Below are 18424 nucleotides of genomic sequence, written 5' to 3'. Positions count from 1 at the left end.
GCTCACGCCGGCGGGGGCTGCCGCCGGCGTGAGCCCGGCTTTCACTACGGAGCGCCGGGGCCGACGTCCGCGGTGGTGAGCGGCCGGTTGGCGATGGCGGCCGTCGAATACTCGTCGGCGCCGACGTCGCGCAGGCTGCCGCGAGCCTGGCCGTCGATGTCGAGCGTGACCGGAGCGGTCGACAGGGTCGCCGCGTCGATCGCGGGGCTGCCCGCGGCGAGCCGCGAGACGCCGTCGCTGCCCTGCACGAGCTTCGGGTCGACCCGGCGGAAGGTGCCCGCCGGGATGTTGCCGTTCCCGGCCGAACCCCACAGGATGTTGCCGGACCAGGTGAAGTTGCCCGTGGTGCTCATCGTGACCAGGTCGCCGTTGCCGCCGACGAGGATGTTGTCGGAGATCGTGCAGTCGCGCGGTTCGATCGTCCGTTTGGTCTCGCCGGAAAGGGTGCCGCCGTTGTTCAGCAGCGTGTTGTGCGCGATGAGCACGCGGTCCGCCGCGTCGTTGCCGCGCCGTGATTCCTTCGATTCACCGGGGAAGTGGTCCCGGACGGAGCCGCTGCCGACGACCAGCGCGGTGCCGGACACCCCGGCGACGTAGTTGTTGACGATCTTGTGGTCGTTGCCGTAGATCCGGATGCCTTCCTTGCCGCCGAGGATGAAGTTGGATTCGACGACGGACTTGTTCCCGTGGCGCAGCACGATGCCGCCGAGGCTGTTCCGGATGGTGTTGTTGCGGATGAAGTTGCCCGACGACTTGACCGAGATCGCCTCCGGGTCCCCGTTCGCGCGTTCGAAGAGGTTGAACTCGATCTTGGCTCCGGCGGTGGTCAGCGCGCGCGGGCTGACGCCGAGCCGGATCGGCTCGCCACCGTTGTCGCCGGGGAAGGTGTGGTCGGAGAAGTAGTTCCGGAAGACCTCGACGTCCGCCGCCATCTTGTCCTCGTCCGCGCCCTCGATGCAGAGCATGACGCCGAGCGTCGTCTTGTGATGGAAGTGGTTGCGGTCGATCTTGCTGTTGTCGGCGCGGACCATCACCCAGTGCAGGTCGGGGAGGTCGGCGAACTGGAGGTCGTTGCGGGTCAGCCGGATCCGCGAGCAGTTCGCCGGGATCTCCAGCGTGGTGCTCTGGCGGAACTTGAACCCGCTGATCGTCACGCCGGTGGAGTCGTCGAAGACGAAGCTCTGCTCACCGTTGAGCGTCACGCCGCCCCTGGACTGGGCGACGATCGTGATCGGCTGGTCTTTCGTGCCACGCCGTCCCTTGACGCTGATCGGTTTGCCCGTCGGCACGGTGTAGGTGCCGTTGTTCACGGTGATGACGGTACCGGGACCCGCCTTGTTGATCGCGTTCTGCAGTTCGGTCAGCGAACTGACGTTCAGGGCGCACAGCCCCTTCGGCTTGGCCGACGCCGTGCCCGCGGTGACCCAGGGGACGGTGATCAGCGCGGCGCCGAGGGTGGCGCCGCTGAGGAACCTTCTGCGATCCATGATGCCTCCGTGCTCAATCGGTGGGGAGGGTTTCGGCGGCGGGGCTTTCGTTGCTCAGGAACAGTTCGATCACCGGGACCGGGGTGTCCGGTTTCCGGATGGGGAGCTTGAGGGTGAGCGTGCCTTCCGGCTGCCCGCCCATCTGGGTGTTCTGCGCGGTCTGGCCGGGATCCGTGTGCACCTGCAGGATCTCGGAGGCATCGTCGAGCAGCTGGGCGTAACGCACCCGTCCGGCGAGCCCGGGCAGATGGACGTGGTTCATCGGCCAGCTGAAGAGGTGCAGGTAGAGCCGGTCGCCGCGCTGGGTGTAGCGGCCGTCGGCGGGTGCGGTGAACTCGGCGGGCCCGCAGCCGCGGATGGAGCGTTCGTGCCGGTCCATCCAGCGGCCGATTTCGCCGAGGACTTCGAGCGCTCGCGGGTCGATCTCACCACGGCCGTTCGGCCCGACGTTGAGCAGCAGGTTGCCGTCTTTGGACACGCCGTCGACCAGCATCCGGATCAGCAGTTCCGGGCTCTTGTAGTCGAGGTTGTCGCGGTCGTAACCCCAGCTGCCGTTCAGCGTCTGGCACGCCTCCCACACGACCGGGACACCGTCCCGGGTCATCGGGCCGGACGGCTGATACTGCTCCGGAGTGATGAAGTCACCAGGGATCCCGGTGCGGTCGTTGACCAGGATGCCGGGCTGGAGTTCGCGGACCAGCGCGAGCAGGCCGGGGGAGTCCCAGTCCTCCGGTCCTTTGCCGCCCCACCATTCCTTGCGGCCCTTGTAGGAGAAGTCGAAGAACAGGTAGTCGATCGTGCCGAAGCGGGTGAGCAGTTCGCGCACCTGGCCGTGCAGATAGAGCTGGTACTCGGCGATGTCGGCGTACTGGTGCGCCGCGATGTACTCGGCGTCGTCACGGCGGGGATGGGTGCCGTCGACGGGGAACGCGGGGTGGTGCCAGTCGATCAGAGAGTGGTAGAACCCGACCTTCAAGCCCTCTTCGCGGCAGGCGTCGACGAACGGGCCGAGCAGATCCTTGCCATATGGCGTGTTCGTCACCTTGAAGTCGGTGAGGTCGCTGTCCCACAAGCAGAAACCGTCGTGGTGCTTGGTGGTCAGCACGACGTAGGTCATCCCCGCGGCCTTCGCGGCGCGCGCCCAGGAACGCGGGTCGTACTTGTCCGGCTCGAAGTGGTCGAAGTACACCCGGTACTGCTCGTCGGTCAGCTTTTCGCGGTTCTGCACCCATTCGTGCCGGGCGGCGAGGGAATACAGTCCCCAGTGGACGAACATCCCGAACCGGTCGTGGGTGAACCAGGCGGTGGAACTCACTGCAGGATCGCTCCTTGCTTTCTTGGGTGACTCAGCCCTTGAGCGCGCCCGAGGCGAGGCCGCGGACGAACGAACGCTGGAAGAACAGGAACGCGGCGACCGACGGGAGCAGCGCCAGCAGCGAGGCGGCCATGATCACGCCGGGCGTGACGTCCGTGTCGATTCGCAGGGTCCGCAGGGCCAGCGGCAGGGTGTAGGTCGAAGCGTCGGTCGACACCAGCAACGGCAGCAGGTACTGGTCCCAGATCATCGTGAAGCCGAAGACGCCGATCACGCCGAGCGCGGGCTTGCACATCGGGAGGATGATCTGCGCGAAGATCCGCAGGTCGCCGGCCCCGTCGATCCGCGCGGCCTCTTCGAGTTCGCGCGGGACGTCCTTCATGAACTCGGTCATCACCAGGATCGAGAAGGCCCACGCGCCCAGCGGCACGATCATCCCGGCGAGGCTGCCGATCAGGTTCAGATGCACCACCGGCAGATCCGACAGGATCAGCGAAAGCGGGATGGCGAGGATCTCCTCCGGGAGCATCAGCGTCGCCAGGATCGCGACCAGCACGAAGGTCATGAACCGGAACTTCTTGCGTGCCAGCGCGTATCCGGCCAGCACCGAGATGACGACCTGCAGCAGCAGGCCGAAGCCGACCACCAGGAACGAGTTGAGGAGGTACATCCCCACGCCGAGGTCGAAGGCGATGCCGAAGTTGTCCAGGGTCGGGCTGGACGGGATGACGCTCAGCGCCGTCGGATCGGAGACGTTGTTGAACGCGCTGACCAGCAGTGCCAGCAGCGGTCCGGCGAACACCAGTAGCAGCAGGGCGTACAGGACGAACTTCAGGATCCGTCCGCCCGGCGATTTGACGGCGTCGAGGCCGAGTGCGGAATCGTTGGCCGCGGTCATGCGTCTCGCCTCCGTCGGAGCACCTGGACGAACAAGGTCAGCACGAGCGTCGCGAGGAACAGCAGGACCGCGCCCGCCGCGCCGACGCCCAGCCGGTTCTGTTCCAGGCCGAGTTTGTAGATCAGGGTCATCGCCACTTCCGTCGAGCCGTTCGGCCCGCCGTTGGTCAGCAGGAACACCTCGGTGAACACCCGCAGGCCGCGGATCGCCGCGAGGACGAACAGGATCGAGAACACCGACCGCAGGCCCGGCAGCGTCACGTGGAGGATCTTGCGCCAGCGCGAGGCACCGTCCACAGTGGCCGCTTCGTAGAGCCCGCGGTCGATGCCGGCCAGGCCGGCGAGGAAGATCATCATGTCGTACGGGGCACCGCGCCAGATCCCGGTGATGATGACCGAGACCATCGAGCTGCCGGGATCGTTGATGAAGCCCGACGGGCCCATCCCGACCAGGCCGAGGATGGAGTTCAGCATCCCGTCCTCGGTCGGGTGGTACATGATCCGCCAGAGTTCGGCGACCACCGCGATCGGCACGACCACCGGCAGGAACGCCGCCGACCGCAGGAACTTCAGCCGCTTGCTCTGGCCCTCCATCAGCAGGGCGAGCGCGAGACCGATGATCATCGATCCCGCGGTCTGCCCGACCGCGATCACGACGGTGTGCCAGATCGCGGAGTGGAACGCCTCGTCACCGAGGACGGTGCTGTAGTTCTGCCCGCCGACCCACGTGTTGCCCAGATACGGCTGGACGTCCTGGAAGGACATCGTCACCGCGGTGAACATCGGGATGAACTTGAAGTACACGAACAGGATCAGGGCGGGCGCCAGGAACAGCCACGGCGTCCACCACTTCCCGTCGCGGTCGCTGCGCCTGCGGGCCTTCGGCGCGGGCGTCCGCTTGACGGCGGGACGGTCCGCGCCGACGGCCGCCGGCTTGGCGTGATCTACGGTCATGACGCGCTGATCCCCTGTTGCTGCAACGTCGCGGTGAGCTTGGTGTCGAGTTTGGACAGTTCCGCCTTGAGGTCGAGCTTGCAGTCGGCGACGAGCGCGCTGATCGTGTCGGCGGTGTCCTGGCGGACCGGCGTCCAGTTCGGGATGGACGGCGTGTAGTGACCGGACTTGGCGTAGATCTCGGCGTAGGTCTTCCAGCGCGGGTCAGGGCGGACCTGGGCGATGTCGACGTTCTTGTTCACCGGAAGTTGCACGATGAAGGCGGTCTCGCCCTCCATACCGATCTTCTGGCCTTCAGCCGAGATCGCGAAGTCACCGAAGGCGTCCTGTCCGGCCTGGTTCGGCGAACCGGCCATCAGGTAGATCGACGCGCCCTCGGCGAGGACGTCGGCGTTCTTGGCGCCCTTCGGCATCGGGACGACCTCGTACTTGTCCTTGCCGAGCGCCTTGTCGAACCGCGGCAACAGGTACGGACCCACGACGTACATGCCGGCCTTGCCCGCTTCGAAGGTCTCGTTGGTCGCGGGGGTCGGCATGGTGACCGAACCGGGCTGGATGACGTTGTCCTTGCAGCCGAGGTCGCGGAACCACTGCACCGCGGCCACGGATTCGGGCGTGCTCATCGCGGGCTTGTACTTGCCGCCCCCGGTCTCCGAGATGAAGTCGCCGCCGGCGGCCCAGAGGAAGTTCGAGAAGTACCAGGAGGCGTAACCCCGCTTGGTCGACAGCGTCGCGTTCAGGCCCGCGGTGTCGGCCTTGCCGTTGCCGTCGGGGTCGCCGGTGGTGAAGGCCTTGGCGAGGTCCGCCAGTTCGGCCCAGCTCTGCGGGACGCCCTTGCCGAGCTTCTCCCGCCAGTCCTTGCGGATCAGCAGCGCCGAGGCCTGTGCGCTGAAGGGCAGGCTGTACAGCTTGCCGTCCGCGGTCTGACTCGACTTCAGCGCCCGCTCGGTGAGCTCCGAGGCGTGCTTGATCTTGCCCTGCTCGACCTCGCGGAGAAGACCCTGGGTCTTCATCGTGCCCAGCTGTGTGAGGTCGTTCATCACGATGTCCGGCAGGTCGCGCTGGGCGGCACGCTGGGCCAGCTTCGTCTCGAAGTCGTCGAAGATCGCGGTGACCTGCACCTTGAACCCCGTGGCCTTCTCGAAGGCTTCCGCGAGCCGTTTGGTGGCCTGCTCACCGGCGCCGCCGGGGGTCGTCCGGGTCCACAGTTCCAAGGGGGCCTTGGTGTCCTGCGCGACGTTCGTTCCGGCGGGGCCTGCCGAGCAGCCCGAAAGGACCAGCGCTGAGACAGTGAGTCCCACGCCGATCCACCGCGATTTCCGCATCGCATCTCCTGTTCACTGTGGACCACGCTGTCTACTTCGCAGGGGACGGTAAGCGCTTTCCCGGGGTCCGGTCAATGGTCCGATGATTACGAATTTCAATCGGCCCGGTTTGCCTGTGCGCGGGACTCGTCACGCGTGGACCGGGTCAAGCATCCGATGTATGGTCGCCGCGGAGGTAGGAATGACCGAGCTGCGACACCGGCCGACGGCACTTCTCGTGATGGAGGAACGCCGCCGCGACGACGTTTATCCCGAGGCGGTGCTGAAGGAGATCGAAACACTGGTGGACCTGCGTGAGCCGCTCACCCGTGAGCGGCTGGCGGAGGCCCCGGCGGCACTGGAAGGCGTCGAAATCCTGCTGTCCGGCTGGGGTGCCCCGGTGCTGGACTCCGTCCTCTTGGGACACGCGCGGGACCTGCGGGCCGTACTCGTCGCCGCCGGCTCGGTCCGGCCGCTGACCACGCCCGAGTTCTGGGTGCGCGAGCTGCCGATCGTGTCGGCCGCGGCCGCCAACGCGGTCCCGGTCGCCGAGTTCACCCTCGCCCAGGTCCTCTTAGGACTCAAGCAGGTGCACCGGATCTCCCGGGAGATCCGCGAGCGGCGGGCCTATCCGCCGGATCCGAGGGTCGCGGGTGCCTACCGGTCCCGGGTCGGGCTGCTCGGCCTCGGCGAGATCGGTGCTCTCGTCGCGTCCCATTTGCGTGGTTTCGACGTGGACGTGCTCGCGAGCGACCCCGTCGTCGACCCGGCGACGGCGGAAAGTCTCGGCGTGCGGCTGGTGGGACTGGACGAACTGTTCGCCACGTGTCCCGTGGTCAGCCTGCACGCGCCGCTGCTCCCGGAGACCGAAGGGCTGGTCGACGGGAAGCTGGTGGCCAGGATGGGTATCGGCGCGACCTTGATCAACACCGCCCGCGGCGCCGTCGTCGACGAGTCGTCGGTCGTCCCCGTGCTGCGCGAGCGCCCCGATCTCACGGCGATCCTCGACGTCACCTGGCCCGAACCGCCCGAGCCGGACTCGCCGCTGTACACGTTGCCGAACGTGGTGCTCACCCCGCACCTGGCGGGCGCGCTGGGCGCCGAACGTGCCCGGATGGGCGAGCTCGTCGCGCGAGAACTGCGGCGGTTCTTGCTCGGGGAGCCGCTTCAGCACGTCGTCGCGCCGGACCGGGCACACTTGCGGGCGTGACGCTCGCCGTTCGGGAATCGGGTCCGGGGGCCGGAGTGCCCGTGGTCCTGCTGCACCCTTGGGCAGCGGATCGGGTACTGGGGCCGACTTCGATGCTCGGCTGGCCGGTCGCCGTGTGCTGGCCGTCGACCTGCCGGGACACGGCGACAGCGTCCGCGCCGAGAGGTATTCGCTCGCGGCGATGGCCGACGAAGTGGCCGATCTGCTGGGGGAACGGGCGCCCGGACCGCCGCACCGGAACTTGGCGCTCGCGGGCCCCGGATTGCCGGAAACGGACGACATCGCGCTCGTGCCGCGGGACCCGGTGACCGGGCGGTCGTGGCCGCACTCCGGCGCGGCCGACGTGGTGCCGGTCGCCGCCGAGGTGTGAATGTGGCTGGCTTTCGGCCACGACCCGGTGGCGGCCCCGATCTCCGGGGTGATGCCGACGGGTGTCCTGTCCTGCGCGACGATCCGCTGCCGGATGTCTTCCTGCATGCCTTGGCGCGGCTTCCGGCCGTTCGGCAGCCGTGGCTGCGGACGATCTACGACCGGGTGAGCGCCGCTCCCTGGGCCGGTCTCGTGGAGCTGGCTGTATAACGACCTATACCGCGCGCCTGTGGTCTTTTACCGGCAGTCGGCGACCCGCCACGTGGTGCTGGGGTTGAGTCGTCGCCGCTGAATGGCGACGGTCCGGGTGCCGGTATCTGTTCACCAGGGCTCCTGGTCTGTTGCCGCGAATCGGCGACGGGCAACAGATGGCGGCGGGATGGGCGGCTGCGCGGGATGGGCGGCTGCGCGGCATGGTCAGCGGCGCCGTCGCCGTACGTCGGCAACGCCGAGCGGCGGTGAGGTGAAGGTCCCCATCGCGACGCTGTGGTCTGTTGCCGCGATTTGGCGACGATCGCATCGGAGGAGCCGGACGCGGAGGCCACCTTGGATGGGTGGTCGAGAAACGGTGACGCTTCGGGTAACCACGGCCCGTTGCCGCTGAACGGCGACGAGCTGGAGGTGTCGAGGGGGGCGTGGGACCGGGATGCGCCGTGACCAGCCGTGGGTCGTCGCCGCGAATCGGCGACGGGCCACGGACCGCGGCGAGATCGGTCGGCTACGCGGCATGGTCAGCGGCGCCGTCGCCGTACGTCGGCAACGCCGAGCGGCGGTGAGGTGAAGGTCCCCATCGCGACGCTGTGGTCTGTTGCCGCGAATCGGCGACGATCGCATCGGAGGGGGCGTCACCTGCGGCGGGTGGCCGCGAATCGGCGACGCATTCGCCATGCCCACGGTCTGTTGCCGCGAATCGGCGACGGACCACAGATGACGGCACGATCGGCCGGCACCGCGACACGGCCACCGACGGCCCCGTCGCCGCGAAACGGCAGCGCCGAGCGGGCCCCAGGCCCGTTGCCGCGAAACGGCAACAGACCCAGGGTCACGCCAGCGGTCAAGTCACCAGTTCCGCACCGCGGGCGCGTATCCCACCGGCTTGTCCCCGACCTTCACACCGGGGCTGATCACCCAGTTCTGGTACTCCGGCGTGAACATCCGGTACACCGACTCCGGCGGCACGGCACTGGCCTCGTCGAGGAGCGACCGCAGGTCCGGTGGCAGGGTGAAGTCCAGTGCGGCCATGCTCTTGCCCAGCTGGTCCGCGCTGCTCGCCCCGACGATCGCGGCCGCGACGCCGGGCTGGGTCGCGACCCAGTTGATCGCGACTTGGGCCATCGTGACGCCGAGTTCGTCCGCGACCTTTTCCAGTGGTTTCAGCAGTGCCCAGTCGCGGTCCGTCCACGATTTCCCGGCGTTTCCGGGATCGCTCAGCCTTCCGTCACCGGACGGCGTCTCGCCGGTCTGGCGGTACTTGCCGGTGAGGAATCCGCCCGCCAGCGGGCTCCACGCGGTGATGCCGAGCCCGAGATGCCTGCCCATCGGCACGTGTTCGGTCTCGATCGTCCGTTCCACGAGCGAGTAGGGCAGCTGGAGGTTGACGGCCGGGGTGAGCGCGTTCGCCTCGGCGAAGCTCTGCGCTCGCGCGGCGTACCAGGCGGGCACGTCGGAGAGCCCGGCGTAGCGGATCTTTCCCGCGCGCACCAGGTCGTCGAACGTACGCATCACCTCTTCCACCGGGGTGACGCGGTCCCAGGTGTGGAGCAGGAAGAGGTCGACGTGGTCGGTGCCCAGCCGCCGCAACGACGCTTCCAGCGCGCGGATCAGATGTTTGCGGCCGTTGCCGCCCGCGTTCGGGTCGCCGGGGTCGACGCTGTTGGTGTACTTGGTGGTGAGCACGACCCGGTCGCGCACCTTCGCCTCGGCGATGAGACGGCCGAGGATGGTCTCGCTTTCACCCGCGGTGTAGAAGTCCGCGGTGTCGATGAAGTTCCCGCCCGCCTCCAGGTACTTGCGGAAGATCGGGCGGACCTCGTCCTCGGACTTCCCGTACGCGGCGTGGAAACCACCGGTGCCGAAGTTCATCGTTCCGAGCGCGATCCGGCTGACGCGCAGTCCGGAACGGCCGAGCAGGTAGTACTGATCCAGTGTCATGGGAGCGTCTCCTCAGTGGTGTCCGGTGTTGGCGGGAACGACGAAGTTCACCGTCTTCTGATCGAGGATCTTGTGCGTCGGGTCGGCGAGACCGATCCACACCTTGTGCGGTCCCGCGGGCAGTGACTGGATGATCAGCGGTTCCCCGCTGCCGTCCGCCCAGTGCCACGCCGCGTCGTCGACGGTCACGTGGATGTGGCCGATCCGCGGCGAGACGTCCAGGGCCGCCGGGCCGTAGACCGGGACGATCCGGAGGTTCTCCGTCCGGTACCGCAGTACGACCAGGCCCATCGCGAGCTGCTCGGGCAACGGCTCGTCCACGACCAGCGACGGCGGCGGCTGGGACGGCAGCGGCACCACGGGAGCGGGTGACCAGCCGGCGGCGGCCGCGGTGGCCGGGGGAGTGGTCACCGGCGGAGCGGGTGGGGGTGCACTACAGGCGGCGGTGAGCAGAACGGCGGCGGCGAGAGCGGCTTTCCCAAGTGCGGGCATGAATTTCACGCTAGGACGGCCGAAGGGGCCGCGGCGCCCGTCGGACGACGTCATCGGTGTAAGTCGCCGTGACACTTTCCGGTGATCACCAGGTGAACCGGCCGGATCCGGGGAACACGGGGGCATCGACGGAAAGGGAGAGCACGATGAAGACTCGAATCGCCACACTGGCGGCCGCGGTCACGTTCTTGGGCGCCGTCACCGCCTCACCCGCCAGCGCGGATCCGGTGCCCGGCAGCCCGAACCAGTTCTACGCGTCGTGCGCGGTCGATCTCTTGGGCGTGCCGGTTGCCTGCTTCGAGACCGACGAAGCGCACGCGACGCATATCTGTCAGTACGTGCTCACGGCCTTCGGGCTCGGTCTCGACTGCATCCAGCGCTGAATCCGGTCAGGTGCCGAGCCAGCCGGGGTTGGCGGCCGCCCACTCGGGAAGCCGATGCCGGATCGCGCCGGACTCGGCGATCGCGTGCACCAGTCCACTTCGGACAGAGGGGAGGTCGACGGACGAGCCGTCCCGCCACAGCAGGAGATGCCGCGTCCTCAGTGGCACACCCCGCAGCGCCACCACCGGGCCTGGGATCGTGGAACCGGAATCGAGGGTGCGGCCCGGCGCCACCGCGCGTGGCTCGTGCCGGATAGTCTGCCGCAACGCAGTCGGATCCAGCTTCCGCACGGTGATCGCGCCGAGGCCGGCGCGGGCGCACTGGTCGGTCAGGTGCTCGGGGAACTCGTCGTCGCCCTCCGGCGTCAGCCAGACCGAGCCGTCGAGCTCGGAAAGGGACACCTCGCCGCGTCCGGCGGCGGGATGGTCCGGGGACATGACCACGAAGACCGGTTCCGTGCCGACGGGAAGCAGGTGGACGCCGTCGGGCGTAACGATCTCGTGCCCCGGGTGATCCACGTACAACGCCAATTCCACCGTGCCGTCGAGCAGTGCCGAGAACAACGCCGTCCGGCTGGTCATCGCCAGCAGCTCGACGGGACGATCAGGGGCCGCCGCGGCGACCACGCCGCTCAGCGTCTCGGCGAAGATGGTCGGAAGCGCGCCGATCCGGAGCAGGCCCTCGGAAGGCACGCTCTGGAACCGGCGCACCGCCAGTTCGAGGTCGTCCGCCGCGGCCAGTACCCGGCGCGCGTGGTTCAGCAGCACCTCGCCCAGCGCGGTGGGCCGCACGCCATGCCGGTCGCGTTCGAACACCGTCCGTTCCAGCGCACGCTCGACCCGGTGGAGCTGCGCGCTCAACGCGGGCTGGGAGAGCCCGAGCGCGGTCGCGGCGTTCGCGATGCTGCCCGCCGACGCGATCGCGTCGAGGAGGCGCAGATGCCGGACATCGATCTCCGCCGGCCAGGTGTGGCCGTCCCCGGGACCGATCAGGGGGCTGATCACAGGTCGTCCTCGCTGATGAGCGAACGGAGTTTGTGCAGGGCGCGATGCTGGGCGACCCGGACAAGGCCGGGGCTCACCCGGAGGACCGCGCCTGCCTCGGGCGCCGTCATGCCGACCGTGATCCGCAGCCGGAGGATCTCCTGCTGGATACCGGGCAGGGTGCTCATCAGCCGCGTCAACCGGTCGTGGCCGTCGGCGGCCAGCGCCCGCCACTCGGGTTCGTTGGGTTCGGGTGTCGCGCGTTCGGGCGGATCGGGCGTGGGCTCCGACCTGTCCCGCGCCCGCCGCCGGAATGCCGCGGCGACCTTCTTAGCCGCGATTCCGAGGACGGCGGTGAGAAAGGAGCCGCCGGTGGTCCGCGCGGTGGGCAACGCGGTGAGCACGGCGAGACAGGTCTCCTGCGCGACGTCGTCCGCGTCCGTTCGGTCCATCCGGCTCCGGCAGTAGTCCGCGACCACCGGCCGGACGATGGTCATCAGCTCGTTCGTCGCCGCGGGGTCGCCGCGGCGGGCGCGGGGGACGAGGGCTTCGAGATCCGCCGTCAGCGCGCCGTCGTCAGAGGGAGGATCCGCCCCCGGCGAGGTGAGGTCGCCGGGGGCGGTCCAGGTCAGGCGAGTTCCCAAAGCGCGGGCACGTTCGGCGGTTCCCAGCCGGGCATGGAGGTGTGCGGCTGGATGACCCGGTAGTTGCTGCCGCCGTAGCTGGCGGTCGCGCCGGAGCCGTAGTACGTGTACGGCGCCCAGGTGCCGCCCGGCGGGTTCGAGGTCGTCGGGCTGGTCGGGGTGGTGGGCGTGGTCGGCGTCGTGGTGGTGCTGGACGGCGGGTTGCCGTTGACCGTCAGACGCAGGTTGTAGACGCTCAGGATCTCCGAAATCGGCTGGAAGTAGATGGTGCCGCCGGAGGTGCAGTTGCCGGAGCCACCGGAGGTGACGCCCTGCGCCTGGTCGCCGGTGAGCCACGAACCGCCGGAGTCACCGGGTTCGGCGCAGGCGTTGGTCCGGGTCAGGCCCGTGATGGTGCCCTCGGGGTAGGTGACCGAAGTGTTCTTCTGCAGGATGGTGCCGCAGCGCCAGCCGGTGGTGGAGCCGGAGCGGCATACCGAGGAGTTGACCGGGGCCTCGGTCGAACCGGCGACCGGCACGGTGCCGGGGTAGCGGTTCACCAGCGGGCGCGGGGTATTGCCGGCGTCGGCGCGGACCCAGGCGTAGTCGTTGCCGGGGAAGCTGGAGCCGGCGACGGTCCCGCTCGGGTTCGAGGTGCGCGTCCCGGTCCTGCCGCAGTGGCCCGCGGTCACGAAGCCGCCGTCGACGGCGAAACCGATGGAGCAGCGACCCGAGCCGAAGGTGTAGGCGTTGCCGCCGATGATGTCGATCAGCGCACGCGGCTGTTCGGTGCTGGCCTCGATCCGGACCAGGTCGGACGGCACGCCGGCTTCGGCGGCCCACGACTTCGCGGCGCCTTCGCCACCGGCGTTGGCGAGTACGACGATCGAGTTGGTGGTGACGTCGGTGAACCAGCCAGGCACGGTCTTCGGTGCTTTGGCGGACTTGGCGTCGAGCCGCAGCTTCGCCGCGTCGAGATCGGCGGCACTGCGAGCGACCGTCTTCGGGGTGGCGCCCGCGGCACGCACCAGGTCGCCGACGGCGGCGTCGGTGACCGCGACGGTCAGCGTGGTCCCGGAGCCGTCGAGCCACGAGCCGGCGTACGACGTGCCGAGCTGCTTCTTCAGCGTGTTGTCGGCGACCGCGGCGCGCTGTTCGCTCGCGAGCCGGAGTTTGGCCTGTTCCGGGCTGATCTTCAGGTCGCGGGCCATCGCGGCCAGCATCTCGGACTGGGACTGGTCGCCGGTGGTGGCCTGCTGGCCGGCGCTCGCGTTGGGGGTGAGGGCGATGGCGGTGACCAGGCCTGCCCCGGCTATGGCCGCGGCTGTGGCGGCTAAGATCTTTCTGTTCATTTCAACGCTTTCCTCGAACGGGCGGGGGAGGGGGATTCGTCCCCGACCGTACGAGGCGGATCACGCAACTGGTACATACCATTTGGGTCATATCGCCCGGCCGGAACGTGGGGTGATATGGCGGTGGTCCGTGCTGATCCGGATCGTGCTTCCGTTGCGGTGCAACGGTTCAGCTGTTGCGTGCGGAATTACGGCGCCGATGTGCGACGCGCATCGCCGCAGTGTCCACTGTCGTCAATACCGTACTTTTGAGGGGTAGGGCAAAGAGAACGCCGGAAGTTCTCACAGTGTGGGGAAGTGCCCGTCATGCCGGAGGGGGCGACGGCACGACGGGCACTGGCCTCAGTGGCCGGTGCAGCGGTAGCTCGTGGCCACCGCGGGATCACCGTGGCCGCGGTATCGCGAGACCTGCGGATACGGGCAGAGATCGCGGGTGACGGTCTTGTCGCCGTTCGCCGCGGGCAGGGTCGACGGTGCCTTGCCGCGTTCGACCCAGTCGACGAGCGCGCCCAGCGCGTTCGTCGGCGCGGCGCCCGCGCCGCCGGAGCAGTGCGCGACACCCGGCGCGAGGAACAGCCGGTAGAAGTCGTTCACCCGCTTCGGGCCGCCCATCTCGCGCTCGACCTCGCGGCGGTACTGCAGCGTGCCGCCCGGCGGGATCAGCTGATCGTCGGAGCCGACGAAGGTGATCAGCTTGCCACCGGCCCGGCGGAACGCCGACAGATCGCGGTCCGAGGTCCCGATGACGTCGTCGTACTCCCGCACCGACTGGCGGAACAGGTCGGCGAACTGGTGATAGGTGATCTTCTCGGTGTCGAATCCGGGCTGCTTCTTCAAGAACGTCTGAACCCAGCCCACGGCCACCGGGAAACCGGGCGCGTTCGTCACCGGGCCGAAATCCGCGCCCTTGGGGAGCCCCGCCCAGAGCCGTCGGCCGTGCTCGTCGGCCGGCCCGGCCCAGATCTTGCGGACGACTTCGGCGTCCGCCGCGGTGACGGTGGCTTCCTTGTCGCCGCAGAGCACCTTCGTGCCGATCAGCGATCTGGGGTCATAACTGCATTCGTCGGGCCGGTCCACGATTCCGTTGGTGACGCCGTCCCGGTCGTCGCAAGCCTTGATCGCGGCCTGCTGGAAGGCGGTGAAGACGCAGGTCGCAGGGAAGGTCTTCTCCTGGTTCATCACGACTCGCGGCCACAGGGTCGCGACCGCGAACTCCGCCCAGTGCACGGCGGGCGCGTTCGCGAGGACGCCGTCGAAGTCTCCCGGGTACCGCTGAGCTTCGGAGTAGCCCTGACGGCCTCCAGTCGAGCATCCGTTCCAGTACGAGTAGCCGACTTCCCGCTGGTAGAACTTCTGCGTCACCTCTTTCCCGACGAGGGCGGCTTCGTGCACGGAACGGGTCGCGAAGTTCGTCACCAGGGTCTTGTCGATCTCGCCCTGGGGAGTGAGCGCCCACGAGGTGTCGAGGAAGGTCAGGGGGACACCGGCGTCGGTCGTCACGCCGCTGTAGCCGTCCTTGACGGCCTGGACCAGCGGGGCGCCGAAGTCACCGGCGGTGTAGGCGCTGCCGCCGACCGCCTGGAGCCTGCCGGTCCACCCGGTCCGGGGCAGCGCGACGGCCACCTTGACGTGGTCGCCCGCCGTGCCGTGGGTCAGCGTGACGGTGATTTCGCAGTACGCGGGCACGTCCGTGATCGCGGCGGGGGCCGAGAACGGGGTGGGCGGGAACGTGACGGTCCCGCCGGGTTTCGGCTCGGCCTGGACGGATTCGATCCGCGCGCCTTCGGGCGCCGAGACGGGGACCGCCGCGCACGACGTCGCCGCCTGGGCCGGCGCCGTCTGCGTGACCGAGGTCAGCACCAGCGGCAGCAGGGCGGCCAGCGGTGCCGCCGCGAGGAACAACTTCTTACGTCTGATCACTTCGCCGAAGCTAGGCCGATCGTGTCGACACGCCGTCTACATCCTGTGGACGCCGCCGGGGAGTCCTAATGGGACCGTTTGGGTATCGTCGGACGGGCGGCCGCCCACGGCCGACGGGAGGAATGCCGCACCATGCCGCTTTTCGGACGGGAAGCCGAGCTGAAGGACCTGGCCGAGCTCGTCGACGGCCCCGCCGCGGGCTGCGGTGGTGTCCTGATCCAGGGCGAACCGGGCATCGGCAAATCCGCCGTCGTGGCGGAGGCGGTGGCCGCGGCGACGGTCGGGGGCCTGCGGGTGTTGCGCACGACCGGCGTCGAGGCCGAACGGAACTTCGCGTACGCCGCCCTGCACCAGTTGCTCCATCCGGTCCGCGCCGGTGCCGACAACCTGCCCGCGCCGCAGCGTTCCGCGCTTTGGGCGGCGCTGGGGCTCGCCGAAGCACACGAGCCCAACGCGTACCTGGTCGGGCTCGCCGCGCTGACGCTGCTGTCGGACGAAGCGGCGGCCAAGCCGTTGCTCGTCGTCGCCGAGGACGTCCACTGGATGGACCGCGAGAGCGCCGACGCGCTCGCGTTCGTCGCCAGGCGGATCGAGACGGAGCCGATCGTGCTGGTCGCGACCGTCCGGGATGGTGAGCCGTCGCCGCTGCGTGACGCGGGACTGTCCTCAATGGACTTGGAGCGTCTTCCCGGCGACGTGGCGGCCGAATTGCTCGACTCCGTCGCCCCCGGTCTTTCCTCGCCCGTCCGGTCCCGGGTGCTCGCGGAGGCGGCCGGGAACCCGCTGGCCCTGACAGAGCTGCCATCGGCTGTGACCGAGGCGCCCGAACCCGTGCTGCCGCTGACCGAACGGCTCGAGCGAACGTTCGGGGCCCGGTTCACCGCGCTGCCCGAACCGGCCCGCACGACCTTGCTGGTCGCCGCGCTCGACGAGACCGGCTCGCTCGCCGAGACGCTCGCGGCGGCGGGCGCGTTGCTGGGCGAGGACGTCGAGCCGTCGGCGCTGGCACCGGCCGCCGAGTCCCGGCTGATCGACCTCGAAGGCCGGGCGGTCTCGTTCCGGCATCCGTTGATGCGCTCGGCGATCCCGGCTTCGGTGCCGTCGGAGGAACGGCGCCGCGCGCACCTGAGCCTCGCCGAGGTCTTCCGTAGGCAGCCGGATCGCAGCGCCTGGCATCGGGCGGCCGCCGCGACCGGTGCCGACGAGGACGTGGCCCGCGAACTGGAGCACGCCGCCGATCGCGCCCGGCAGCGCGGCGGAGCGACGGCCGCCGTCGCCGCGCTCGAACAAGCGGCGCTGATGAGCGCCGATCCGGAACGGCGGGCGGACCGATTGCTGCGCGCGGCCGAGCTGGCCGTCGAATCCGGCGGCCGCGAGACGGCGGAACGGCTCGTCCGGGACGCACGCGCGGGAGAGCTGACGCCGCGGCAACGAGCGACGGCGAGCTGGTTGCTCAGCGGGTTCGAGGACGGCGTCCGTGAAGACCTGTCGCGGATCGGGGAACTGGCGCGGCTGGCCGAATCGGTCGCGGAGGACGGGCAGCCGGATCCGGCGATGCGCGTCCTGTGGGGCGCCGCCATGCGCTGCTTCTGGGCCGAACCCGGCGAGGACACGCGGCGCACGCTGCTGTCCGTCGTGGACCGCCTCCCGGTCGAGAACTCGGACCCGCGCCTGGTCGCCGTCGCCGCGTATGTGGCGCCGTTCGACCGGGCCGGATCGGTGCTCGGCGAGCTGCGTGAACTGGCCGCCGGCACCGGCGCCGATCCCGAGGCCGACCGGTTCCTCGGCAGCGCGTCGCTGCAGGTCGGCGCGGTCGATCTGGCGGCCCGGTTCTCGGCGGCCGCGGCGCCGGGGCTGCGGGCACAGGGCAGGCTGGGCCTGCTGCCGCGGGCACTGGCGGTCCAGGCGTGGAGCCGGGTGCGGCTCGGTGACCTCGCCGCGGCCGTGCCGGTCGCGGCGGAAGCGGCCAGATTCGCCAAGGAGACCGGGCAGCCGTTCATGTACGGCTTCGCCACCGCCGTCCAGGCCGAGATCGCCGCACTGCGGGGTGACCACAAACAGGCCAAGGCGCTGGCCGACGAGGCGGAGCGGACCGCGCTCGCCGCCGGTGCCCGGCCGGTACTGGCGACCGTGCAGCTCGCCAGGGGCATCGCCGCGTCGAGTGAGGGGCGCTTCGACGACGCGTTCGCCGATCTGCGGCGACTGTTCGACCCTGCCGATCCCGCCTTCCAGCAGGCGTTGCGCGTGTACTTCGTCGCGGAACTCACCGAGGTCGCGGTCCGCGCGGGCCAGGTCGACGCACTGCGCGAGATCGTCGCGGAGATGGAACAGCTCGCGCTGAAGACCCCTGCGCCCGCGTTGCACATCGGCTTGCGCTTCGCTCGCGCAGTGCTCGAACCGAGTGACGAACTCTTCGAGACCGCGCTGGGGGCGGAGCTGGACGGCTGGCCCGCCGAACGCGGGCGGCTGCACCTGGCCTACGGCGAATGGCTACGGCGGCAGCGGCGCGCCGTCGACTCGCGAGCGCATCTGCGCACCGCGCGGGAGACGTTCGACGCGCTCGGCATGACCGCGTGGGCCGAACGCGCGCGCCGTGAACTGCGGAGCGCGGGGGAGTCCAGCCCCAACCGTGGTCCCGACGCGCGGGAGAAGCTGACCCCCCACGAGCTGAGCATCGTGCAGCTGGCCGCGGAGGGCCTGACGAACCGGGAGATCGGGCAGCGGCTCTACCTGTCGCATCGGACGGTCGGCACGCATCTGCACCGGATCTTCCCCAAGCTCGGGGTGAGTTCGCGGGCGGAACTCAAGAAGGCCTTGGGCCTCGTGAGTGGTAAAGACGGTTAGAACCATGGGTGTCTCAGGTACCTACTGGCTTCCGGCTGAGGTTTGATTCGGGGCCTTCACGGACAGCTCTGGCCTGGCAGCCTGCAAAGGCCACGGCAGTACATGAAGGTCCCCTTCCTTGCGCCAGGCGCAAGGACTG

Annotated in this window: 15 protein-coding genes and 1 pseudogene; 5 read left to right on the top strand and 11 right to left on the bottom strand. The window is 69.5% G+C overall.

Features of this window, described 5'->3' with window-relative positions; genetic code table 11:
- Window positions 1–44: 44 nt before the first annotated feature.
- The 5 genes and pseudogenes from ACFVM3_RS39090 to ACFVM3_RS39070 form a co-directional block, all read right to left on the bottom strand.
- Window positions 45–1487, bottom strand: coding sequence for a chondroitinase-B domain-containing protein (locus ACFVM3_RS39090; protein WP_378444858.1), 1443 nt, complete (start codon window positions 1485–1487; stop codon window positions 45–47).
- A gap of 13 nt (window positions 1488–1500) precedes the next feature.
- A pseudogene (locus ACFVM3_RS39085) lies at window positions 1501–2814 on the bottom strand (alpha-L-fucosidase); the annotation flags it as partial.
- A 19-nt stretch (window positions 2815–2833) separates the two neighbouring features.
- Window positions 2834–3700, bottom strand: coding sequence for a carbohydrate ABC transporter permease (locus ACFVM3_RS39080; RefSeq protein WP_378444857.1), 867 nt, complete (start codon window positions 3698–3700; stop codon window positions 2834–2836).
- On the bottom strand, window positions 3697–4653 hold the full coding sequence (locus tag ACFVM3_RS39075; RefSeq protein WP_378444856.1) for a carbohydrate ABC transporter permease: 957 nt from the start codon (window positions 4651–4653) through the stop codon (window positions 3697–3699). Before ACFVM3_RS39075 ends, ACFVM3_RS39080 begins: the two co-directional genes overlap by 4 nt.
- On the bottom strand, window positions 4650–5978 hold the full coding sequence (locus ACFVM3_RS39070) for an extracellular solute-binding protein (protein ID WP_378444855.1): 1329 nt from the start codon (window positions 5976–5978) through the stop codon (window positions 4650–4652). Before ACFVM3_RS39070 ends, ACFVM3_RS39075 begins: the two co-directional genes overlap by 4 nt.
- Before the next feature lie 181 nt (window positions 5979–6159).
- Here ACFVM3_RS39070 and ACFVM3_RS39065 point away from each other — a divergent pair, with 181 nt between their 5' ends.
- The 3 genes from ACFVM3_RS39065 to ACFVM3_RS39055 all read left to right on the top strand — a co-directional run bounded on the left by ACFVM3_RS39065 (window position 6160) and on the right by ACFVM3_RS39055 (window position 8312).
- Window positions 6160–7167, top strand: coding sequence for a hydroxyacid dehydrogenase (locus tag ACFVM3_RS39065; RefSeq protein WP_378444854.1), 1008 nt, complete (start codon window positions 6160–6162; stop codon window positions 7165–7167).
- Window positions 7168–7282: 115 nt separating this feature from the next.
- Window positions 7283–7537: a hypothetical protein gene (locus tag ACFVM3_RS39060; protein WP_378444853.1), complete on the top strand. Its 255-nt coding sequence runs from the start codon at window positions 7283–7285 to the stop codon at window positions 7535–7537.
- A gap of 652 nt (window positions 7538–8189) precedes the next feature.
- Window positions 8190–8312, top strand: coding sequence for a hypothetical protein (locus ACFVM3_RS39055; RefSeq protein ID WP_378444852.1), 123 nt, complete (start codon window positions 8190–8192; stop codon window positions 8310–8312).
- Between the two features lie 283 nt (window positions 8313–8595).
- Here the strand turns inward: ACFVM3_RS39055 and ACFVM3_RS39050 are convergent, their stop codons facing one another.
- Window positions 8596–9687: an aldo/keto reductase gene (locus tag ACFVM3_RS39050; RefSeq protein WP_378444851.1), complete on the bottom strand. Its 1092-nt coding sequence runs from the start codon at window positions 9685–9687 to the stop codon at window positions 8596–8598.
- Window positions 9688–9699: 12 nt separating this feature from the next.
- Window positions 9700–10179, bottom strand: a complete 480-nt coding sequence (locus tag ACFVM3_RS39045) for a DUF6130 family protein (protein ID WP_378444850.1) — start codon at window positions 10177–10179, stop codon at window positions 9700–9702.
- Between the two features lie 146 nt (window positions 10180–10325).
- On the opposite strand from ACFVM3_RS39045, the gene ACFVM3_RS39040 reads away from it, so the two are divergent.
- Window positions 10326–10562 carry a hypothetical protein gene (locus ACFVM3_RS39040; RefSeq protein WP_378444849.1) on the top strand — a complete coding sequence of 79 codons (237 nt, stop codon included), beginning with the start codon at window positions 10326–10328 and terminating at the stop codon, window positions 10560–10562.
- Window positions 10563–10568: 6 nt separating this feature from the next.
- On the opposite strand, the gene ACFVM3_RS39035 is transcribed toward ACFVM3_RS39040, so the two are convergent.
- From ACFVM3_RS39035 to ACFVM3_RS39020, 4 genes are all read right to left on the bottom strand, one after another.
- The gene (locus ACFVM3_RS39035; RefSeq protein WP_378444848.1) at window positions 10569–11567 is read right to left on the bottom strand and encodes a LysR family transcriptional regulator; all 999 of its coding nucleotides are present in this window, start codon (window positions 11565–11567) and stop codon (window positions 10569–10571) included.
- The gene (locus tag ACFVM3_RS39030) at window positions 11564–12190 is read right to left on the bottom strand and encodes a sigma-70 family RNA polymerase sigma factor (protein WP_378444847.1); all 627 of its coding nucleotides are present in this window, start codon (window positions 12188–12190) and stop codon (window positions 11564–11566) included. The genes ACFVM3_RS39035 and ACFVM3_RS39030 overlap by 4 nt, the downstream gene beginning before the upstream one ends.
- Window positions 12175–13521, bottom strand: coding sequence for an alpha-lytic protease prodomain-containing protein (locus ACFVM3_RS39025; protein ID WP_378444846.1), 1347 nt, complete (start codon window positions 13519–13521; stop codon window positions 12175–12177). The genes ACFVM3_RS39030 and ACFVM3_RS39025 overlap by 16 nt, the downstream gene beginning before the upstream one ends.
- A gap of 342 nt (window positions 13522–13863) precedes the next feature.
- Entirely contained in the window at window positions 13864–15438 is a 1575-nt protein-coding gene (locus ACFVM3_RS39020) for a tannase/feruloyl esterase family alpha/beta hydrolase (protein WP_378444859.1), read from the bottom strand.
- 135 nt (window positions 15439–15573) lie between these two features.
- Here ACFVM3_RS39020 and ACFVM3_RS39015 point away from each other — a divergent pair, with 135 nt between their 5' ends.
- Window positions 15574–18285, top strand: a complete 2712-nt coding sequence (locus ACFVM3_RS39015; RefSeq protein WP_378444845.1) for an AAA family ATPase — start codon at window positions 15574–15576, stop codon at window positions 18283–18285.
- The last annotated feature ends 139 nt before the right edge of the window (window positions 18286–18424 follow it).

This window comes from Amycolatopsis sp. NPDC057786 (assembly GCF_042797905.1).
In the GTDB taxonomy this organism is placed as follows: domain Bacteria; phylum Actinomycetota; class Actinomycetes; order Mycobacteriales; family Pseudonocardiaceae; genus Amycolatopsis.
This window is presented reverse-complemented; position numbering and strand designations above follow the sequence as displayed.